The organism is Gracilibacillus phocaeensis, from assembly GCF_900626275.1.
Taxonomy (GTDB): Bacteria; Bacillota; Bacilli; order Bacillales; family Amphibacillaceae; genus Gracilibacillus; species Gracilibacillus timonensis.
Map to the genome: position 1 here is coordinate 1216982 of NZ_LR131144.1, position 17997 is coordinate 1234978.

A 17997-nucleotide genomic window follows, 5' to 3' on the forward strand; every position below is an offset into this window, starting at 1 on the left:
TGGAGTGAAAAACTCTCATTCTCCTACACTACTATATTATCATATAGCCCATACCCCTATTATTTTATCTGAAATCGGTTTATAAGTAAATTGATTCACCGCAAAAAGTCGAAATTAATCTATATATAAATAAAAATGATAGCCATCTAATGAACTTCAAACGGCAAATGAATATGGAACGTACTACCATTCCCGACCTCCGAATCAATTTCCAGCTTCCCTTGATGATTCGTGATAATTTGATTACAAATCATAAGCCCAAGTCCGGTTCCATTCTTTTTTGTCGTAAAAAACGGCTCCTTGAGTTTATCGATCAAATGCGCAGGAATACCAGGCCCTTGATCCTGAATGGAAATGACACAACCACTTTCCTTTCGATTAATGACAATATGGATCAATCCACCTTCTTCCATTTCTTCGATCGCATTTTTGATTAAATTAATAAACACTTGTTTCATCTGTGAACAGTCACAAGTAACAAGTACATCTTCATCTGTCTCCAAGACAATATCAATATTATATAGATTGGCTTCTGTATATAGTAGGGTGATTACGTCTCGGAGCATTTTATTAATACTCTCCTGATTCCTGTCATTGGTCATGGGTTTTGATAAAAATAACAATTCGGAAGTTATTGCAATAATTTTATCAATTTCATCCATCATGATGGTGTAATATTCTTCTTTGTTCGAAATGCCACTTTGTAATAATTGCATAAATCCTTTCAAAGAAGTAAGTGGATTTCTGATTTCATGTGCTATCCCTGCGGCCAATTGACCCGTAATCGACATCTTTTCTGATCGAATCAACACTTCCTCGGCCTGATTTTGATCGGTTGTGTCTTTTAATAACGACATGACCTTTCGCTCTCCATTCCAATAGAAAGCATAAAGCATTGCCTCAAAAATCATATATCTGCCCAAATGATTGCGGAGATGAAGAAAGGATTTCTCCCCATGCTCAAGTGACCTATCGATATCGAAGTTCCTTAGTAAAAACAGCTTGTCTTCATGCATGAGGTATCGGAATATGGACCTTCCCATTACCTCTTGTTTTGCAAAGCCCAACACCCTTTGGACAGACTCTGAGACATATTCGATCTTCCCTAAATGATCACTTATACATATAATATCAAACCCATGTCTTTCGATCTGCTGTCTCATTTGTTTCGGAATTGTTACTAATGAAAATTCACTGTCTGTAACTCTACCAGTACTTATCTCTGTGATTCGATCTCCATCATAAAGCAAACACTTCCCCTCCAATTCCAGCTAAGTAAATTATTTTCTTGAAGTGCGCAAACATGCTATAATATCAACGACTTGATATATTGTATGAGAAATATGGATTTTAATGACTGAATTTAAGATTCATTGTTATATTACTATACTTTCAGAAAAAATAAAATAATCATTTCCAATAGTTAGCAAAAAAACCGCTAACATGCTCGTTTTTTTTAAAAAAATATCGAAGGCAGGTGATCGAATTGAGTTTTACATTTATGTTATTTATCGTGATATGGACCTTCATACTGCTAGGTTTAATGTCGATAGGCGGTTTCTTTATGTTCCGTAAATTTCTAAAAAGGTTACCTAAACAAGACGGGAAATCTGATTTGGATTGGGAAAATTATTATATCCAAGAAACAAAGCACTTATGGCAGGACAAAGAAAAAAACCTTCTAGAAGAGTTAGTCAGCCCCGTCCCTGAATTGTTCCGTGACGTAGCTCGAGAGAAAATTGCCGGCAAGATCGGTGAACTAACCTTGCGCAAAAAGGAATCGTACGTTACACAGGATACCTTAATTCAAGGGTACATTATGGCCACTCCAAAACGTGACCATAAATTCTTAAGAAAAAAATTGCAGGAAAAAGAGATTGATCTTGCATCCTATGAGCACTATTTTCAATACTCCCCTGATGACTATAAGAACAAAAAATACGCAGCAAAAACACGGAAATAATATGTCGTGTCCTCGCTGCGTATTATATTTTTATGCTCTGTCCTGTGATATAGTTAACACAATCGTCATGGTGACACCAATAACGGTTAAATAAACACCTAAATCAAAGAATAGTGCCGTTGCTAATTCCATCTCACCAAAAATAGGAAAGTGAAAATAATCAAAGGTTTGACTTAAAAAAGGCTCTCCAAATGCAAACGATCCCACACCTGTGCCGATAGCAATTAGTAAGCCAATGACAATCAATGTTTGGTAATTAATTGGCAGTACTTTATTTATAATTGCTTCTCCATATGCCATATACATTAATACGATAGCTGCCGCTGTCATCAGTCCGCCGACAAAACCTCCGCCTGGCGCATTATGTCCGGCAAAAAACAAATAAATAGCAAAGCCGAATTGAATGAAGGCAATAAAGACAGTGGCTGTTTTTAAGATTAAGTTATTCTTTTCCACCAAATAAAACTCCCCCTAACACAAATATTTCTTTTGTCTAAAACCCTCGGAAATTAAAGAATGTGGCTAAATAGGAGGTTAAATCTGTCATCCAGTCGAAAAACAGAAAGAACCCCATAAAGATCATCACATAACCGCCTATCTTCACTAATCTTGGAGCATTACGCTTTATCCATTTCATTTTACCAATAAAAAATGCCAAAATAAAGAACGGAATTGAAAAACCTAGAGAATAGGAGGTCATCAATATAATACCCATTTCCGTATTAGTTGCTGCCAAGGACATTACCGCCAAAAGGATGGGACCTGTACATGGTGTCCAGCCCAAAGAAAAAGCCATTCCCACTAGAAACGTGCCGAGGAAACCCGCTGGTTTATTCTTAAAACGAATCTTTTTCTCTTTCATCAGAAAATCGAATTTAAGCGCCCCAATGATGACGAGCCCAAAAAAGATAATGATAATTGCTCCAACTTGTCTAATTAAAGTATCATATTGATTAAGAAAACCACCTAAAAAGCTGGTACCAAACCCTAGCAAAACAAAAATGCTAGAAAATCCCAACAGGAAAAACAACGTATGTAGAATACTTTTATAATTGAACATGGCGTTGTCTTCTTTAATATCACTGACACTCATACCCGTAATATAGGACAAAAAAGCTGGATAAAGCGGAAGTACACATGGTGAAATAAAGGATAGAAACCCTGCCCCAAATGCAATAAATAGATTGACTTCTGTCAAAATTCGTCACCTCAAACAAACGATAAGGTATCGTTATATATCATTACTATACCCTATCATAAGACCGATAGAAAAAATAAGCAAGTATTCTAATCTGACCATTTTGTTACGTTTTTGTCATCTTCTCTTTTGGAACAATCATGGGCATGATATTTTTCCTTAAGTGGTTAGTCTGACCTTTTTTCGTACAAAGGGTCCCCTATCACCTCGAGCAAGTAAAGCCCGTCAAAATAATTCGACAGCCTTATTTATAGCCGCGAAACTTTTTTCTGTGCTTTACTAATATCAACGTTCATATTCACCATAATGCAAGCGGTTGCTTCTTGTTAGGTTCGGGAAAGACGGTATCTATTTGTTTAAGATCTTGTGCTGTTAATTGGATGTCCGCTGCCTTGACATTATGGAACACGTGAGTAGGGTTGCTGGATTGCGGTATAGCGATGGTTTCTCCATTGCGGATAGTCCAGGCTAATAAAATTTGAAAAATATCTGCTTGATGCTTTTTAGCTATTTCTTTTAAAACACGTTGCTCGGTCAATCTTGTACCGGAGCTATCATGACGATCAACCGGTGCATAAGCAATCACCGGTATTCTCTGTTTACTCATGAACGGTACTAAATCATATTCAATCCCTCGATCTGCCAAATTATAACGTACCTGGTTGGCAGCACAATTCCCCCCTTCTGGAAAGGTCCATATTTGTTCCATATCGGCTGTATCCAAATTAGAAACACCCCATGCTTTGATTTTGCCTTGGTTTTTGGCTTTTTCTAACGCCTCTACAGTCTCTTGAAGCGGGATGTTACCCTGCCAATGAAGTAAATATAGATCCAAATAATCCACCTTCAACCTTTTTAAACTATGATCAAGACTAATTGGCAATTGCTGCTTAGAAGCGTTGGAAGGCAGTACCTTGGAAATCAGAAACAAATCATCCCGCTGTTGAAGATATGGTTGGATAGCTTGTGCTACCAATTGCTCGGAATTCCCGTTTCCATACATTTCAGCTGTGTCAATAACCTGCACGCCGTTATCTATTCCAGTTTGTATGGCTTTCACTTCTTGTTCTCGTTTATTTGGTTTGTCTCCCATGTTCAAAGTGCCTAAACCTATTGGGAATACTTCTCTATCAGCTATTTTTACTTTTTTCATCTGTTTTCTCCTCCTAGCTGCAGTATAATATAAAAAAATCAGTCAACAGTTATGCAAATGCTGATTTCATCATTGAGATTATGCTCATTTGCATACATTGTATCATCAGTGGACCAAATGATCCATTGAGGATTGCGGTTAGATAGGCGAGTTATCCATTAGTATCGCCCCATCTAAGTTCCCACTTAAAACGTTCCCACCTAATGAACCAAGATCTTGTGCTATTTCACGTTAAAATACGTCTTCTGCAATAGCCAAACATCTTTTGATACTCATTATTTAATCCCCTTTCGTTCCTAGTGTAATTTAAATATACCAAGACGTTATAGTTAGACGGAGATAAGATAACCTTTAGTAGGTTAGAGCCTTACCTTGCAGTAGTGGAACTTATTTCTAGAGCACTTCCTAATATAGACAAACCATCAACTTTACGACATGGAATTGATAAATCTGCTATTTAATATCATACAAAACTCAAGTTTCGGAGTTTAAAAAATGACCTGACTCCTTGTTGCACTTAGTCTTGGAATGAAATAATTATCATTAAAATACAAAAAACACCCTATTCTTTGGTAAAATATAGGCACCACACCAACCAAAGAAAGGATGTTTTCCGTGTCTACTATTTTACCAAATTCTAATGAAAATGAAAAATCAAATTCCCGTATGCTGCAGTTTTTTACTCAAGCTAAGATTGGAACTTTTCTTAATCAGGCCCATGTTCACAAGGAAAAAGGATTTTCCCCACGTCTTATTATGCAATTTATTTTCGCACTTGTACTTCATGGAATGAGTTTTTCCAGGGCGCTTGAATCAGAACGTGTTTCAAAGGATTTTGAAAAGGATACGGTGTATGAGTTCTTGAAAAACCCAACTTATAACTGGCGTAAATTCCTTTCCAATGTTGGCTCTAATCTTGTTATGAAATTCTTGCTCCCTTTAACTTCCGAGGATCGTGACCGAGTTCTCATATTTGATGATTCTTTGTTCAGCCGCAATCGCAGTAAAGCGGTCGAACTGCTTGCCAGAGTGAAAGACCATACAACCGGAAGATACTTTAAGGGATTTCGTATGCTCACGCTTGGCTGGTCAGACGGAGCTTCTTTTATGCCACTTGCTTTTTCGCTTTTAAGTTCAAAAAATGAGAAAAATCGTTTTCAAGACGTCGATTCAAATATAGACAAGCGAACAGTCGGTTATAAAAGACGCCAAGAGGCAACGAAAAAAAGTACAGAGACGATGTTTGATCTTCTCGATTCCATTAACCCAAATAAGCTAGGTGCGAAAACGGTTCTTTTTGACAGTTGGTTCGCATATCCAGCTATCATATCGAAAATCATAAAAAACTATTCGCTAGATGTTGTTTGTATGATCAAACGTTCACCTAAAATTCACTACACCTATGAAGGTGAATCTTACACATTGAACCAGCTTTACAAGAAAGTTCGTAAAAAGCGTGGACGTGCTAAGATCCTTGCGAACATTGTAGTTGGACTTCGCCATGACGATAAAAATGGGAATGAAATTCAAGCACGCATTGTATTTGTTCGTGATAGAAATCGTTCCAAACAATGGCTTGCGCTTTTAACAACCAACCTCGAACACACGGAAGAAGATGCTATCCGTATTTATGGCAAGCGCTGGGAGATCGAGTGCTTTTTCAGGGTGGTCAAATCCAATTTGCGACTGGCAAAGGAATTTCAATGCCGTAGCTATGATTCCATGACTGCACACACTACAATTGTTTTCCTGCGTTACATGATGTTGTCACTTAGCGTACGGGAAGAAGAAGACCATAGAACAATTGGTCAACTTTTCTATGTGTGTTGTGATGAGATAGAAGATATCCGATTTGCACAAGCATTGATGACTATCCTAGAATTAATCGGTTCAACAATGGTAGAAGAATATCTACTAACTGATGAACAAATCAACGAGTTTTTTAATCGGTTCTTCCGCAAATTACCTGATTATTTGCGGAAATCGCTGCTTCATACTGATGTAGCCTGATAATAAAAACTATATTATCCCTTTAGTACCAAGTATTGAAGCTTATTTGTCTTGTCCGAAACTTGAGTACAAAACTTATCTGTATGCCAATTAGTTTGACGTCATAGGCTTCTTTTCTTACAATAAAAAAGCCACTCTCCTGTTTAATTTTTTATACAGGAAAGTGACTTTTTAGAAAATTAACCACGTAATTTTTTATCGGCTGTAGAAGCCTAATCCATCAGCATTTATAATCAAAAATAGGTTATTTTTTATCCATTTGATTATTCATAGAACGCATCATTTGTTTTATCTTTTTCTGACTTGGTTTTTGTCCCATTTGCATCATCAAAGTACGCAACATTTGTTCATTAATTGGTGGATTTTTCTTTAGATAGTTCATCATATACTTTCTCGCAATAAAGAAGCCCAGCGCAACACCTGCTAGAAGAGCGACAACGATTAGTATAATCCAGATAAAAGTGCTCATTCCCTCGTTCCTCCTTCAAACTGTCTCTTATACAGTATAGTAAAAATTAACTTATAATACAAGCACTTGTTTTATGAACCAGAGCTGTAGGTCATCATGATATAAGTTTTTCCAACATACGTACATTACTTATGCATTTTTTTAAGATGAGCAACAAACAACGAGAATACTTTAAGGCATTATAAAGTGAAAAAATGGGACGAGGAATACCTCGTCCCATTTTTTAGAATAATTCATTTACATGATTCACTACATTTTCCACAGTAAAGCCATATTCTTCAATAATTTTATCGCCTTTAGCAGAAGCACCAAAGCGATCGATGGAAATAATTTTACCTTCGATGCCTACGTAACGCTCCCAGCCTAGGGAAGCAGCCATTTCAATCGCAACACGTTTGCTTACAGCTTTCGGCAGTACTGCTTCTTTATATGCTGCATCTTGGGCATCAAAACGGTCCCATGAAGGAATGCTTACTACACTAACATCTTTTCCTTCTGCTTTTAATTGCGCCTGTGCTTTCACTGCCAGCTGAACCTCTGATCCAGTTGCTACAAGAATGGCATCTGGTGTTTCTTTAGAAGCAGGACTGACTACATACCCACCTTTTTTCACACCTTCATATGCATGTTCTGCTGTACCTTCCAACGTTGGTAAGCCTTGTCGTGTGAGTACAAGAGCAGTTGGTTGATCTGTCGATTCAAGAGCTAAACGCCATGCGGCTTGTACTTCATTACCATCTGCTGGACGAATAACAGACAAGTTTGGCATACCTCTAAATGCAGCTAACTGTTCCACTGGTTCATGTGTTGGTCCATCCTCACCAACAGCGATGGAATCGTGTGTTAATACATAAGTGACAGGGAGATTTTGTATCGCTGCCAATCTGACAGCAGGTCGTAAATAATCACTGAACACAAAGAATGTACCACCAAATACTTTTAATCCACCATGTAATGCCATACCATTTAGAGCGGCAGCCATAGCAAATTCACGTACTCCAAACCAAATATTTCGGTTTGCAGGTTCATTTGCAGAGAAGTCTCCATCATTGTTTAGATTAGTTTTATTGGAACCTGCCAAATCTGCACTACCACCAAACAACGTTGGCACTGCTTCGGCAATTGCATTTAATACCTCGCCAGAAGTAGCACGAGTAGCAGCTTCATCTTTACCTGCTTCATATACTGGTAAGTTCTTATCCCAATCTTTTGGAAGTTCTTTATTTATCGCCGTTTCAAGTTCTTTTCCTAGTTCCGGATACGCCTTTTTATAGTCTTCCAATAATTGATTCCACTCTTGTTCCTTGGTTTGACCGTCTTCAACAATTTTTGTATGGAAGTCTTGATAAACCTCTTCAGGTACATGGAAGTCTTCATAATCCCAGTTGTAAAACTCTTTCGTTAATTTAACTTCATCGGCCCCCAATGCTGCACCATGTGAAGCAGCAGAAGCAGACTTGTTCGGCGAACCATAACCAATAATCGTTTTAACTTCAATAAGTGTTGGTTGATCCGTGTTTGCTTTCGCTTTTTCAATCGCATCAGAAATAGCCTGTGTATCGTTGCCATCTTCTACACGAAGAACCTGCCAGCCATAAGCCTCAAAACGTCCGGGAACATTTTCGGAAAATGCCTTGTTTAACTCTCCATCCAACGAAATATCGTTAGAATCATATAAAGCGATCAACTTACCTAATTGAAGATGCCCGGCTAAGGAAGAAGCCTCATGAGATATACCTTCCATTAAGTCACCATCACTTACTATGGCAAAAGTGTAATGATCCACAACTGGGTAATCCGGCTTATTATACATGCCTGCTAAATGTTTTTCTGCCATTGCCATACCGACACTCATAGCAATACCTTGACCTAGAGGTCCTGTGGTAGCTTCTACCCCATCTGTATGATGAACTTCTGGGTGACCAGGTGTTCTTGAATCCCACTGACGAAATCCTTTCAAGTCATCAATTGTTACATCAAAACCAGATAGATGTAAAAGGCTGTACAATAACATAGAACCATGACCCGCAGAAAGTACAAAACGGTCTCTATTAAACCATTGGGAGTTCTTCGGATTAATGTTCATATATTCGGTCCAAAGTTTGTAAGCCATTGGCGCAGCCCCCATTGGCAAGCCTGGGTGGCCTGAATTAGCATTCTCAATTGCATCTATCGCCAATGTTCTTATCGTGTTAATCGACAATTGTTCTGTTTGGTTTGACATCATTTTTCTCCTTTCGATATTCAAATATGTACGCACATCTATAATCCTATAACGAAATGGCATGAATGACAAGTAAATCAGTCAATTTTCTTCTTAATTCTCCGTTCTTACAACAAAAAACTGCACCGGAGAATGGCTTGGCAGATCATTTGTCTTTTCCAAGCTGTTTTCTGCATGCAGTGTAGCGGGTTATGAAAAAGCAAACGAACAACAAGAACTAGGGAATGAAGTTGTTCGTGCACGATCGTCGCTTATTTCTGTTTCCTTTGGAATTTCCTGAGCTTTTCAGGTGTGACGTCATTCCCGTTTGGGTCAACGACAGTCATCCCTTTCATATGATTTTTAAATGATTTTCGTACATTTTTAAGGTAGGCTTGTCTTAATTCAGCTTGTTCCTGTTTTTCTTCTTCACTTAATTCCGTTTTTTTTGCTTTATTAGCAAGCTCATTTATTCTAGCAATTTTTTCTTCAGATAACATCCAGACTTCACCTCACTTACTTTTGACAGTTATTCAATATCTTTATCCTGTCCATCCTGTTTCCATTTTAATCTGGATGTTTTGAGTTTTCAAGTGTTTGATATTCTTGATATCTTCGGTGAACGGTTGCCTTCGACACATCGTATCCCATCCCTCTTAAGATAGAAGCAATTTCACGAAAGGTCAATTTCTTTTCTCTTAAACGGAGCACCTCATCTATTGGGAACTCAATCCGTTCTCTTCCCTGGGCTTGCGTGAGATTAGATAAGTTTTGTGCCGGATTATATCCATTTTGGATAGCCTTATTCATCCCTCTTTTGATTTTGGCATTATGCAATTTCCGTTGATATTCTTCAACGATAGAGACAATTTGCAGCACCATAGAATCTCCCTCTGATAATTGGAGTTCGCCGTGATGCGACAAAGAATAGATCGTTACATTTAATTTGGTTAACTGATGTAATAAAGCGATCTTAGTATTCCCTCTTCCAAGTCTTGTTTCATCCTGAATTAACAGGGTGTCTGCCTGACCATTTTGAAAGACAGACAGCATTGCAAATACGCCTTCGCGTTCAATATCATATCCGCTCTGTTTTTCCTTGATTGTTCGGTAAATAGAAATATGGTGATTGACTGCAAACTCTTCTAGTTCTTCTTGTTGTCGTTGAATGGAGCTTTCTTGCGTCTCTTTCTCCGTACTGACTCGGCAATATATAATGGCTGTTCTCATATTGATTCCCCATTTTAGATATTATTTACTGCTGCAATATAGAAAAAAATAATAGCAAAAACAAAAGATAATAAATAAAAGAAATCCACTTTTGTCATATTCTTTAGCATGTTATTTCCCTCCTTAGAACTTTTGTTCGTAATTTCATTATACAGGAACAAACGTTCATGTCAACACTTTTTTCGAACGAATGTTTGTCAGATTTATTTTCCTGTGTTATACTATGATTATTAAATATTACGTCTAAGGGGTGAAAGTTATGACAAACCTATCAAAGCGGCAAGAAGATATTCTGGAATATATTAAAGAGCAAGTGGAATTAAAAGGTTATCCGCCTTCTGTGAGAGAAATTGGGGAAGCAGTAGGATTAGCATCGAGTTCTACAGTACATGGACACTTAGCAAGATTGGAGAAGAAGGGCTATATAAGGCGTGATCCTACTAAGCCAAGAGCCATTGAAATACTACAGCAGGAAGGTGAATGGGATGTTCCTAAAATGGAACCCACCTTTGCACCTGTCATTGGGAAAGTTACGGCTGGGCTGCCTATTACTGCAGTAGAGAATATCGAAGAGTATATTCCAATACCACAAAGTGATTTGCAAGGAAATTCCACATTATTTGTGTTAATAATTGAAGGGGACAGTATGATCGAAGCAGGGATTTTAAATGGGGACAAGGTCATTGTCAAACAACAAAACACTGCAGAAAACGGGGATATCATAGTAGCTATGACAGAAGAAACAGAAGCAACTGTCAAACGATTTTTTAAAGAAAAAAATCATATTCGCCTGCAGCCAGAAAACGCTACAATGGAACCTTTAATTTACGATAATGTTTCCATTTTGGGAAAAGTAATCGGCTTATACCGCAGCCTGTAATCCAACCGTCTTATTTGGTGGAGAACTGAATAAGACGATTGTTAACCAAAAAGACCATCTGCAATGACATCCATAAAGTACCTAAGCCGCACAATAAGGAAATCTTGTAAAGAGAGGGTGTTTTGCAGATTGACAGCACCTCTATCCTTTTTAAGAGGTGCTTATCTCGCTATCCGTAAATAATTCCTAGAGAGTATAGAAAAACAACAATAATCGTCACAGGCGCCAACCAGCGAATAACACCAAACCATAATTGAAATACTCCTTCACCGAAGTGATTTCCAAAGAAAAATTCTTGATGTACTAAATCACGATCCATCTTAAACCCAACAAATAAGGCGATAAAAAGACATCCTCCTGGCAACATGATATTACTTACCAGAAAATCGCTGGCATCAAATATGCTTTTTTGAAAAATGATCAAGTCAGCTAACACATTAGAAGACAAGGCAGCAGGGATCCCTGCTATAAAAACGAAAAATCCGGCGATCCATGCAATCGACTTACGTGAAGAAGAGGTTTTTTCTGAAATAGCAGAGGTAATAATCTCCAACATGCTGAATGAGGAGGTCAACACAGCAAATAAAAATAATAATAAAAATAAAGTTAAAAACAGCTCTCCAAACAGCATTTGCGAAAAAGCCTCTGGTAAAACAATAAATAATAAACTTGGTCCTTCCGCAGGTTCTAAACCAAAGGCAAAAACAACTGGAAAAATAGCTAAACCAGCTAGAAAGGATACCAGGATGTTCATCATAGATACAGATGTCGCTGAATGACTTAAGCTAATATTTTTTTGTAAATAAGAGCTGTAAGTCACCATCACTGAAATACCAACTGCCAGCGAGAAAAAAGCATGCCCTAAGGCGTTCAATATATTTTCACCATTTAATTTGCTGAAATCCGGCTGTAAAAAGAAACGAATACCTTCCATCGCTCCTTCAAAAGTAAGAGAACGTACAACAATAATAATAAAGAAAATAAATAGAAGCGGCATTAGTATTTTACTGTATCTTTCAATGCCTTGTTTAATGCCCGATGAAATAACAAAGGCGTTCAGAAGAATAAACAACGCCAAACCCGTAATTGTAAGCCATGGGTTTCCTGTAATATCAGCAAATAACTGACCGTAATCCGCGTTATTGGAAATGACTTTTCCTGGAATAGATAAGACGGTGTATAGCAAAACCCACCCGCCTACTACACCATAAAATGATAATAGGATAAACGCACCGACAACTCCCCAATAACCAATCAGTGATGATAGACTGCCTGGAGCTAATTTTTGATAAGCACTGACCGCTTCTATTTGTGCACCTCTTCCAATGATAAATTCAGCAATTAATAAGGGTAAACCGATCAAAATGGTGAACAGTATAAAAAGAAAGAAGAACGCACCTCCACCATTCATACCTGTCATGTATGGGAATTTCCATATAGCTCCCAGACCTACGGCTGCACCAGCTGACGAAAGAATGAATCCCATCCTTGTACCCCATTGTTCTCTTTTGGCTTCCATTTATAATCGTTCCTTTCTCTTTGTTGCTATATGATGATAATGAGTTGTTGGGTAATGGCTTATAAAGCATAAACAGTATAACATAATTCAATCACAAAGGATGTAAAAAATAATCTATCCCATTTATACTGCATTATTAAATAGTTCTGAAAGGACATATTGACAATAGGATGGTTGAATTAGACGATATTTATTAGATATATTCAACTCTTTTTCGAAACAGATATATAATTTGAAATGAACCAAAAGGTTGCTATAGACCCACTCAGCCTTCTTTTGTTATACTTATTCTCTATTCCATAAAAGGTAGGAGAATGTTGGGATGAGAAGAACTGATAAAATTGCATTTTTGTCTGTGTTAAGTAATTCTTTTGTCGTTGTTTTAAAATTAATCGTCGGGTTGTGGACTGGTTCCATTGCCGTTATTTCAGAGGCTATCCACTCTGCACTAGATTTATTGGCTTCCTTTATTGCATTTATTTCTGTTCGAGTTGCAGGAAAACCAGCTGATAAAGGGCACCCTTTTGGTCATGGTAAGGTAGAAAATATTTCTGGCACATTAGAAACTCTGCTCATTTTTGTGGCTGGTTTCTGGATTATTTACGAATGTCTCCACAAGCTATTCGCACCTGAGCCTGTCAAACTTCCATTCTTAGCGATTGCCATCATGCTTGTAGGTGCGATTCTTAATTTTATTGTATCCAAATTGGTTAAAAAGGAAGGAGAAAGAGTCCATTCCATTGCCATGAAATCCAACGCTTTTCATTTGTTGACGGATGTGTACACCTCTCTCGGCGTAGCAGTTGGATTACTACTTGTCTATCTGACTGGATGGCATTTCCTTGACCCGTTGATTGGAATAGCTTTAGCGATTTATATCATGCTAGAAGCGGTAAAATTAATCAAAGAGGCTTTCCCGCCGTTATTAGATGCTAAGCTTTCTCAGCAAGAAGAGAAGGAAATCCTCCAGATTATCCAAATGTATCATCACGAATATATAGAGATTCATGACTTCAGAACCAGACGGGCTGGAGCAGTGGAATATATTGAATTCCATATGGTCGTTCCTTCTCATGAAACGATTCAGAAAACGCATGACCTGTGTGACCATATAGAATTAAGGATCCGAGAAACATTCGCTAATGCCCATATTTCCATACACGTGGAGCCAGAGAATGAACGTAAAGGAGATCAAAAAAGGGGAATTTTGCATGATGAAGGAGGTGTATAAATAAATACTATCTTAACATCCGAATACCTCAAAGCCATTCCCTACCGAGAAGACGCTCAGATATAACAACTAGAAATGTCAGGCTTACGAGAGGTACTCCAAGAACCTACTTGGTATCCTCTCGCCATTACTCTGACTAGTACAAATGATCAGCAGTTATTAAAATCTCCTTGCTTACTAGTAATAAAATAACTACTATAAAGAAAGTCAAACTTGGTATAACGGAGTTCAGACTTTGTTTTAATTTGACGTTTTTTTCATAATCACTGGCAGCAAATGGTTTCGTCACTTCGATTGCACCGTCTTTGGATGCAATCGTCATTGACTCTGTTTGTACTAAATTATCTTTTTGCTTCAAATCAAGCTATACCGCATCACTTGCCTGCTCTAGATTTTCCACCACTGTTTTCAATCCTTCTAATCCAAGATAAGGATGATAAAATGCAGATATATAGGCTTATTTATATTGTTGCAGTTCTTGTACCATGTGTCGTTGACTTATTCAATAAAACCCACAGTTTCCGAATATACTGTCATTCCATGCAAAAAGTGGGTGTTGATTCAAAAATGGGAGCATAATCACCTTACTACGTAAAATCTGTCAATTGCAAGCGTCCTACATAAGAAGTAAAATGTTATGATAAAATTTCGTAACCTTGATGAGATATTGTGTAATGGGGGGGCTTCCATCGCTAACGGATACAAACCATGTGCTGTCAGCTCCTCAACTCCTCGATTATAGCTTCTTCCATATAAGTTCGTTCAAATGACTCACCTTGTGCGATAAACGATTGGTATGCTTCCTCCGATGTAAAATCATCGGGAAATTTGGCTTTTCCCATCGCTTTTTGATAAATAGGGCGATCATTTCTTACATCCTAAAATTCAAAACCTTCCCCGGTCTCTGAACTGAGATATTGATGCTCGTATCCATGCAATACCATACTTGCCCCATTATCCTGCATATATTTTAATGTTTTTGCAAGCTTGGGAGAATCCAATAAATGTTTCGTTTGCCCTTCTTCATTCGTATAAACAGGGATAACGGCTACTAAGTAAGGAATATCTTTTTATTGAAGGTACTCCACCTGTTCTAGCAATAAATCGGCATCCACCCTTGGATGAATATCCTTTAAGCGAAGATACCGAGCATGCTTGCGCTATGGCATGTGTGATATTTGTAAATAAAAGCTTTTAAATCTTCTACGATATAACGCGATACCTGAAGACAATTTAGTTGATTACTAATATCTCCACTTTGCAATCTCGACAAATATACTTTGGTATCTTATTCTCATAAATCGCCAGTGTAATATCATAAAAAGAATGAGAGGTTACATCATAATTCTGCAGTGCTTGCTGCCATTCTTCTTGGTAAAGCAATGTTCCGCCACACTTTGGGCAACTTATCAAATCTTGATCCGACTTTTTCATTTGGTCCACTTCCCCTGTATGATATATATGTATTTTGACAAAAGAGTTAAGTTCTTGCAAGTTCCAAGTTATTTAAAACAACTTATGTCAAAAAAGAGTGTTCGGTTTACTCACAAATGATATACGGAAAAAAACAATACAAGCCCAGGTTTTCCCTGGACTTGCGATAACATGAGCTATTCTCACTAGAAGGTACCTGCATTTAATTGACGTTGTAATGCTTTAACCATGGCAGAAGACGGGCGACTAATCCTTCCATCAACCGGCGTGTCGAGGTATTTTTGTAACGCCTTGACGGTAGCAGGGCCTAGTAAGCCATCTGCTGAAGCACCAATCTTGCGTTGTAGCGCCTTGACCATTGGACTACCATCTGTTCCCCGGGTTACTGTGCCATATAATGCCTGGGTCACGACATTAGATAGCTGGTTACTAATCACCCCATCTACCGTAGTGCCCAACGCTTCTTGCAATGCCGTCGTTACTTTATCTCCCCATTTTCCATCAACGGTAAGGTCAGCTCCGGATTTTACTGCTTCTTGGCCAACAATATCCCAACTATAAACCCAACTGTAAATTTCTCGGAGTAATACTTGATTTTTATTAATCTGTTGTACAGTATACGTTTGTCCCTTTACATTTGCCGGTATAGACTGACCAGTTGCATATCTACTGGCCGCATTGGATAAGATCACCTTGACCCCTTTTTTTATTTTGGCCGTTTTATTTGTCATCGGGTCCTCTTCTTGCAACGCTGCTAATAGTTCGATATTTTTTATGGCAGAGTAATCATAACCTGTCACCTCGTATTTTTTTGCAAGCACTTTTCTATTTGCTTTGCTGGCATCCATCCCCTTACTATTCATCCAATCAACAAGTCCTAGCTGACCTTTAGGTTTGGGCATTGAAAGAGAAACTTCCCCTTTTTCTATCATCACCTTTTCCGATGATTTGTCTAATGTTCCAATAAAATCTAACCAAGTAATACCTTTAGACCCGCTTCGTAAATAATGAGGACAGTCTTTCCAACCAGAAGCTGTTTTATGAGTAATAACATGGGTTAGGGGGATATTATATCTTTTCATTAGATACTTTGTAAGCATTGAGGTGTTAGCAACTGCTTTTTTAAAATCGCCATCAGCATTGACGCAGATTTCGATACCGATGGAATAATGGTTATACCTACCCCCAGCGTGCCAGCAACGATAATGATCTTTAAATGATTGAATCATATCTTTATCGTCAACCTGATAATGCCAAGAAGCCTCACGACTGTTCCCTCGTGATTGTAAATTAGCATGTGCTTGTGCATCAGCCCCCTGTGCTGTATTGCCTGTTTCATGCACGACAATATACCTAATTTCATTGCCTGTTCCATACGTTAACTCATTAGCAATGGATTTATCGACCAATTGCCTTTTCATCGTAATAGTCATCCTAAAACCTCCTTCTTATTATATAAAAAAAGCAGCCAGCCCGATTGGACTAGCTACCTATAAAAAGGATAATTTGGATCCTGCAATCAGAAGGCTGGATTTTTTTACGTGAAAGACATTTAATACGAGCAAATCGGATGATCACGAGCCAGGAATGTGTTTTTTACCAAAGATGTTTAGTTTTACACTTCATTTTGAACGGAACCTCTTTGTCTTTCATCCAATTTTCGAAATGAATGGTTCTACAATATCAAACAAACAGGTTCCTCCATCATAGGTCTATTTAATTTGGTGATTGAAACCTAGTGTTTTTTGCGGTAAAGTAACCATAGAAGAATTCCTTCTTTTGGTTATTTGGGGCTACATGTAAATGAAATCGATATTGAATATATGGTAGATCCTTTGTCGAACAATTGTACAAGCAGTGTCAATCCGGATAATTGACGCTATAACCTACTAATTCTATAAATTGCGGGTGATTTAATTGTCTAGTAAAATAATAACAATATATGAAATAGTTTTGGCATGTTTAGCACTTCTCTCCGTTATATTCATATGGTCAGAGAATGATTATCGAATGATCTTTGATAGAATTGTGTGGTTTTTACTTTTTGTAGATGTCATCATACGAATCATTATTAGCAAAAATAAATTTCAATATATTTTAAACAATCCCTTTGATATTATTGCTGCGATACCATTAGATGCGATATTTCATTCTGCAAGATTAGTGCGACTCTTTCGAATCATTCGTTTAATTTCTATAGGAACTAAGCATTCAAAGACATTAAAACAGATACTTCAAACAAATGGTCTAAATAAAGTATTTTCTTTATCCATAATCATGCTTTTTTCATCATCGATTCTTGTGACACACTTTGAACCTTCGATCGATTCCTATGCAGATGGCCTCTGGTGGTCCATCGTTACTACAACTACAGTAGGTTACGGTGATATCTCTCCGCAATCCATCATTGGCCGCTTAGTAGCTATATTTTTAATGGTGGTAGGAATAGGTTTGATTGGTATGTTTACTAGCTCATTAACAACTTATTTTATAAATGGCAAAGAGAAAAACAATCCCACCATCGACTTTTTAAAAGCAGAGTTAGATAGATATGATGAACTGAATGACTCAGAAAAAAAGCGAATGGTTCTATTATTGGAAGAGATGAATAAGGAACCGTCTCCACTTGATCAAAAGGAAAACGAAACACCTTCTAATGCGGAAAACACTAGCTAAGTTAGTATTTTCGTTTGTTCTAAAATTTGAT

At 37.6% G+C, this 17997-nt stretch carries 19 protein-coding genes; 5 read left to right on the forward strand and 14 right to left on the reverse strand.

Annotation, left to right across the window (positions count from 1 at the left end):
- Nucleotides 1–146 precede the first annotated feature (146 nt).
- A complete protein-coding gene (locus E0E32_RS13620; RefSeq protein ID WP_286171923.1) occupies nt 147–1250 on the reverse strand; it encodes an ATP-binding protein in 1104 nt (367 codons plus the stop codon).
- 251 nt (nt 1251–1501) lie between these two features.
- Between E0E32_RS13620 and E0E32_RS13625 the strand changes: the two genes are divergently transcribed.
- On the forward strand, nt 1502–1963 hold the full coding sequence (locus E0E32_RS13625; RefSeq protein WP_066193616.1) for a DUF2621 family protein: 462 nt from the start codon (nt 1502–1504) through the stop codon (nt 1961–1963).
- A gap of 30 nt (nt 1964–1993) precedes the next feature.
- Here the strand turns inward: E0E32_RS13625 and E0E32_RS13630 are convergent, their stop codons facing one another.
- From E0E32_RS13630 to E0E32_RS13640, 3 genes are all read right to left on the reverse strand, one after another.
- Nucleotides 1994–2422 (reverse strand): Na(+)/H(+) antiporter subunit B, encoded by a 429-nt coding sequence (locus E0E32_RS13630; protein WP_066193618.1) that lies wholly within the window; start codon nt 2420–2422, stop codon nt 1994–1996.
- 34 nt (nt 2423–2456) lie between these two features.
- Complete coding sequence (locus E0E32_RS13635; protein WP_066193622.1) at nt 2457–3161, reverse strand: cytochrome c biogenesis CcdA family protein; 705 nt, start codon at nt 3159–3161, stop codon at nt 2457–2459.
- A gap of 298 nt (nt 3162–3459) precedes the next feature.
- A complete protein-coding gene (locus E0E32_RS13640; protein WP_066193624.1) occupies nt 3460–4314 on the reverse strand; it encodes an aldo/keto reductase in 855 nt (284 codons plus the stop codon).
- A 606-nt stretch (nt 4315–4920) separates the two neighbouring features.
- On the opposite strand from E0E32_RS13640, the gene E0E32_RS13645 reads away from it, so the two are divergent.
- Nucleotides 4921–6324: an IS4 family transposase gene (locus tag E0E32_RS13645; RefSeq protein ID WP_286171925.1), complete on the forward strand. Its 1404-nt coding sequence runs from the start codon at nt 4921–4923 to the stop codon at nt 6322–6324.
- Nucleotides 6325–6568: 244 nt separating this feature from the next.
- Here E0E32_RS13645 and E0E32_RS13650 read toward each other — a convergent pair whose 3' ends face one another.
- The 4 genes from E0E32_RS13650 to E0E32_RS13665 form a co-directional block, all read right to left on the reverse strand.
- Nucleotides 6569–6793, reverse strand: a complete 225-nt coding sequence (locus E0E32_RS13650) for a YneF family protein (RefSeq protein ID WP_066193628.1) — start codon at nt 6791–6793, stop codon at nt 6569–6571.
- Nucleotides 6794–7016: 223 nt separating this feature from the next.
- Complete coding sequence (gene tkt, locus E0E32_RS13655) at nt 7017–9017, reverse strand: transketolase (protein WP_130860208.1); 2001 nt, start codon at nt 9015–9017, stop codon at nt 7017–7019.
- Between the two features lie 251 nt (nt 9018–9268).
- A complete protein-coding gene (locus E0E32_RS13660) occupies nt 9269–9496 on the reverse strand; it encodes a DUF896 domain-containing protein (protein WP_066193632.1) in 228 nt (75 codons plus the stop codon).
- A 67-nt stretch (nt 9497–9563) separates the two neighbouring features.
- A complete protein-coding gene (locus tag E0E32_RS13665; protein WP_066193634.1) occupies nt 9564–10226 on the reverse strand; it encodes a YneB family resolvase-like protein in 663 nt (220 codons plus the stop codon).
- A gap of 259 nt (nt 10227–10485) precedes the next feature.
- On the opposite strand from E0E32_RS13665, the gene lexA reads away from it, so the two are divergent.
- Complete coding sequence (gene lexA / locus E0E32_RS13670; RefSeq protein WP_066193636.1) at nt 10486–11106, forward strand: transcriptional repressor LexA; 621 nt, start codon at nt 10486–10488, stop codon at nt 11104–11106.
- 169 nt (nt 11107–11275) lie between these two features.
- Here lexA and E0E32_RS13675 read toward each other — a convergent pair whose 3' ends face one another.
- Nucleotides 11276–12625, reverse strand: a complete 1350-nt coding sequence (locus tag E0E32_RS13675) for a sodium-dependent transporter (protein ID WP_130859981.1) — start codon at nt 12623–12625, stop codon at nt 11276–11278.
- Between the two features lie 322 nt (nt 12626–12947).
- Between E0E32_RS13675 and E0E32_RS13680 the strand changes: the two genes are divergently transcribed.
- A complete protein-coding gene (locus E0E32_RS13680) occupies nt 12948–13856 on the forward strand; it encodes a cation diffusion facilitator family transporter (RefSeq protein ID WP_130859982.1) in 909 nt (302 codons plus the stop codon).
- A 136-nt stretch (nt 13857–13992) separates the two neighbouring features.
- Here the strand turns inward: E0E32_RS13680 and E0E32_RS22495 are convergent, their stop codons facing one another.
- From E0E32_RS22495 to E0E32_RS13700, 5 genes are all read right to left on the reverse strand, one after another.
- Nucleotides 13993–14214, reverse strand: a complete 222-nt coding sequence (locus tag E0E32_RS22495; RefSeq protein ID WP_130859983.1) for a hypothetical protein — start codon at nt 14212–14214, stop codon at nt 13993–13995.
- A gap of 358 nt (nt 14215–14572) precedes the next feature.
- A complete protein-coding gene (locus E0E32_RS22650) occupies nt 14573–14698 on the reverse strand; it encodes a hypothetical protein (protein WP_286171926.1) in 126 nt (41 codons plus the stop codon).
- A 36-nt stretch (nt 14699–14734) separates the two neighbouring features.
- On the reverse strand, nt 14735–14920 hold the full coding sequence (locus tag E0E32_RS22835; protein ID WP_130860209.1) for a DUF2334 domain-containing protein: 186 nt from the start codon (nt 14918–14920) through the stop codon (nt 14735–14737).
- 169 nt (nt 14921–15089) lie between these two features.
- On the reverse strand, nt 15090–15290 hold the full coding sequence (locus E0E32_RS13695; protein ID WP_130859984.1) for a hypothetical protein: 201 nt from the start codon (nt 15288–15290) through the stop codon (nt 15090–15092).
- A 185-nt stretch (nt 15291–15475) separates the two neighbouring features.
- Nucleotides 15476–16723 carry a peptidoglycan recognition protein family protein gene (locus tag E0E32_RS13700; protein WP_130859985.1) on the reverse strand — a complete coding sequence of 416 codons (1248 nt, stop codon included), beginning with the start codon at nt 16721–16723 and terminating at the stop codon, nt 15476–15478.
- 520 nt (nt 16724–17243) lie between these two features.
- On the opposite strand from E0E32_RS13700, the gene E0E32_RS13705 reads away from it, so the two are divergent.
- Nucleotides 17244–17966, forward strand: a complete 723-nt coding sequence (locus E0E32_RS13705) for a potassium channel family protein (protein ID WP_262361336.1) — start codon at nt 17244–17246, stop codon at nt 17964–17966.
- The last annotated feature ends 31 nt before the right edge of the window (nt 17967–17997 follow it).

Excerpts from the sequence above, each read along its gene's own strand:
- E0E32_RS13650 (WP_066193628.1), bottom strand. The coding sequence starts at position 6,793 with ATGAGCACTTTTATCTGGATTATACTAATCGTTGTCGCTCTTCTAGCA.
- E0E32_RS13675 (WP_130859981.1), bottom strand. The coding sequence starts at position 12,625 with ATGGAAGCCAAAAGAGAACAATGGGGTACAAGGATGGGATTCATTCTT.
- E0E32_RS13700 (WP_130859985.1), bottom strand. The coding sequence starts at position 16,723 with ATGACTATTACGATGAAAAGGCAATTGGTCGATAAATCCATTGCTAAT.
- E0E32_RS22650 (WP_286171926.1), bottom strand. The coding sequence starts at position 14,698 with ATGGGAAAAGCCAAATTTCCCGATGATTTTACATCGGAGGAAGCATAC.
- E0E32_RS13625 (WP_066193616.1), top strand. The coding sequence starts at position 1,502 with ATGTTATTTATCGTGATATGGACCTTCATACTGCTAGGTTTAATGTCG.
- E0E32_RS13660 (WP_066193632.1), bottom strand. The coding sequence starts at position 9,496 with ATGTTATCTGAAGAAAAAATTGCTAGAATAAATGAGCTTGCTAATAAA.
- E0E32_RS13665 (WP_066193634.1), bottom strand. The coding sequence starts at position 10,226 with ATGAGAACAGCCATTATATATTGCCGAGTCAGTACGGAGAAAGAGACG.
- E0E32_RS13680 (WP_130859982.1), top strand. The coding sequence starts at position 12,948 with ATGAGAAGAACTGATAAAATTGCATTTTTGTCTGTGTTAAGTAATTCT.
- E0E32_RS13695 (WP_130859984.1), bottom strand. The coding sequence starts at position 15,290 with ATGAAAAAGTCGGATCAAGATTTGATAAGTTGCCCAAAGTGTGGCGGA.
- tkt (WP_130860208.1), bottom strand. The coding sequence starts at position 9,017 with ATGTCAAACCAAACAGAACAATTGTCGATTAACACGATAAGAACATTG.
- lexA (WP_066193636.1), top strand. The coding sequence starts at position 10,486 with ATGACAAACCTATCAAAGCGGCAAGAAGATATTCTGGAATATATTAAA.
- E0E32_RS13645 (WP_286171925.1), top strand. The coding sequence starts at position 4,921 with ATGTTTTCCGTGTCTACTATTTTACCAAATTCTAATGAAAATGAAAAA.
- E0E32_RS13640 (WP_066193624.1), bottom strand. The coding sequence starts at position 4,314 with ATGAAAAAAGTAAAAATAGCTGATAGAGAAGTATTCCCAATAGGTTTA.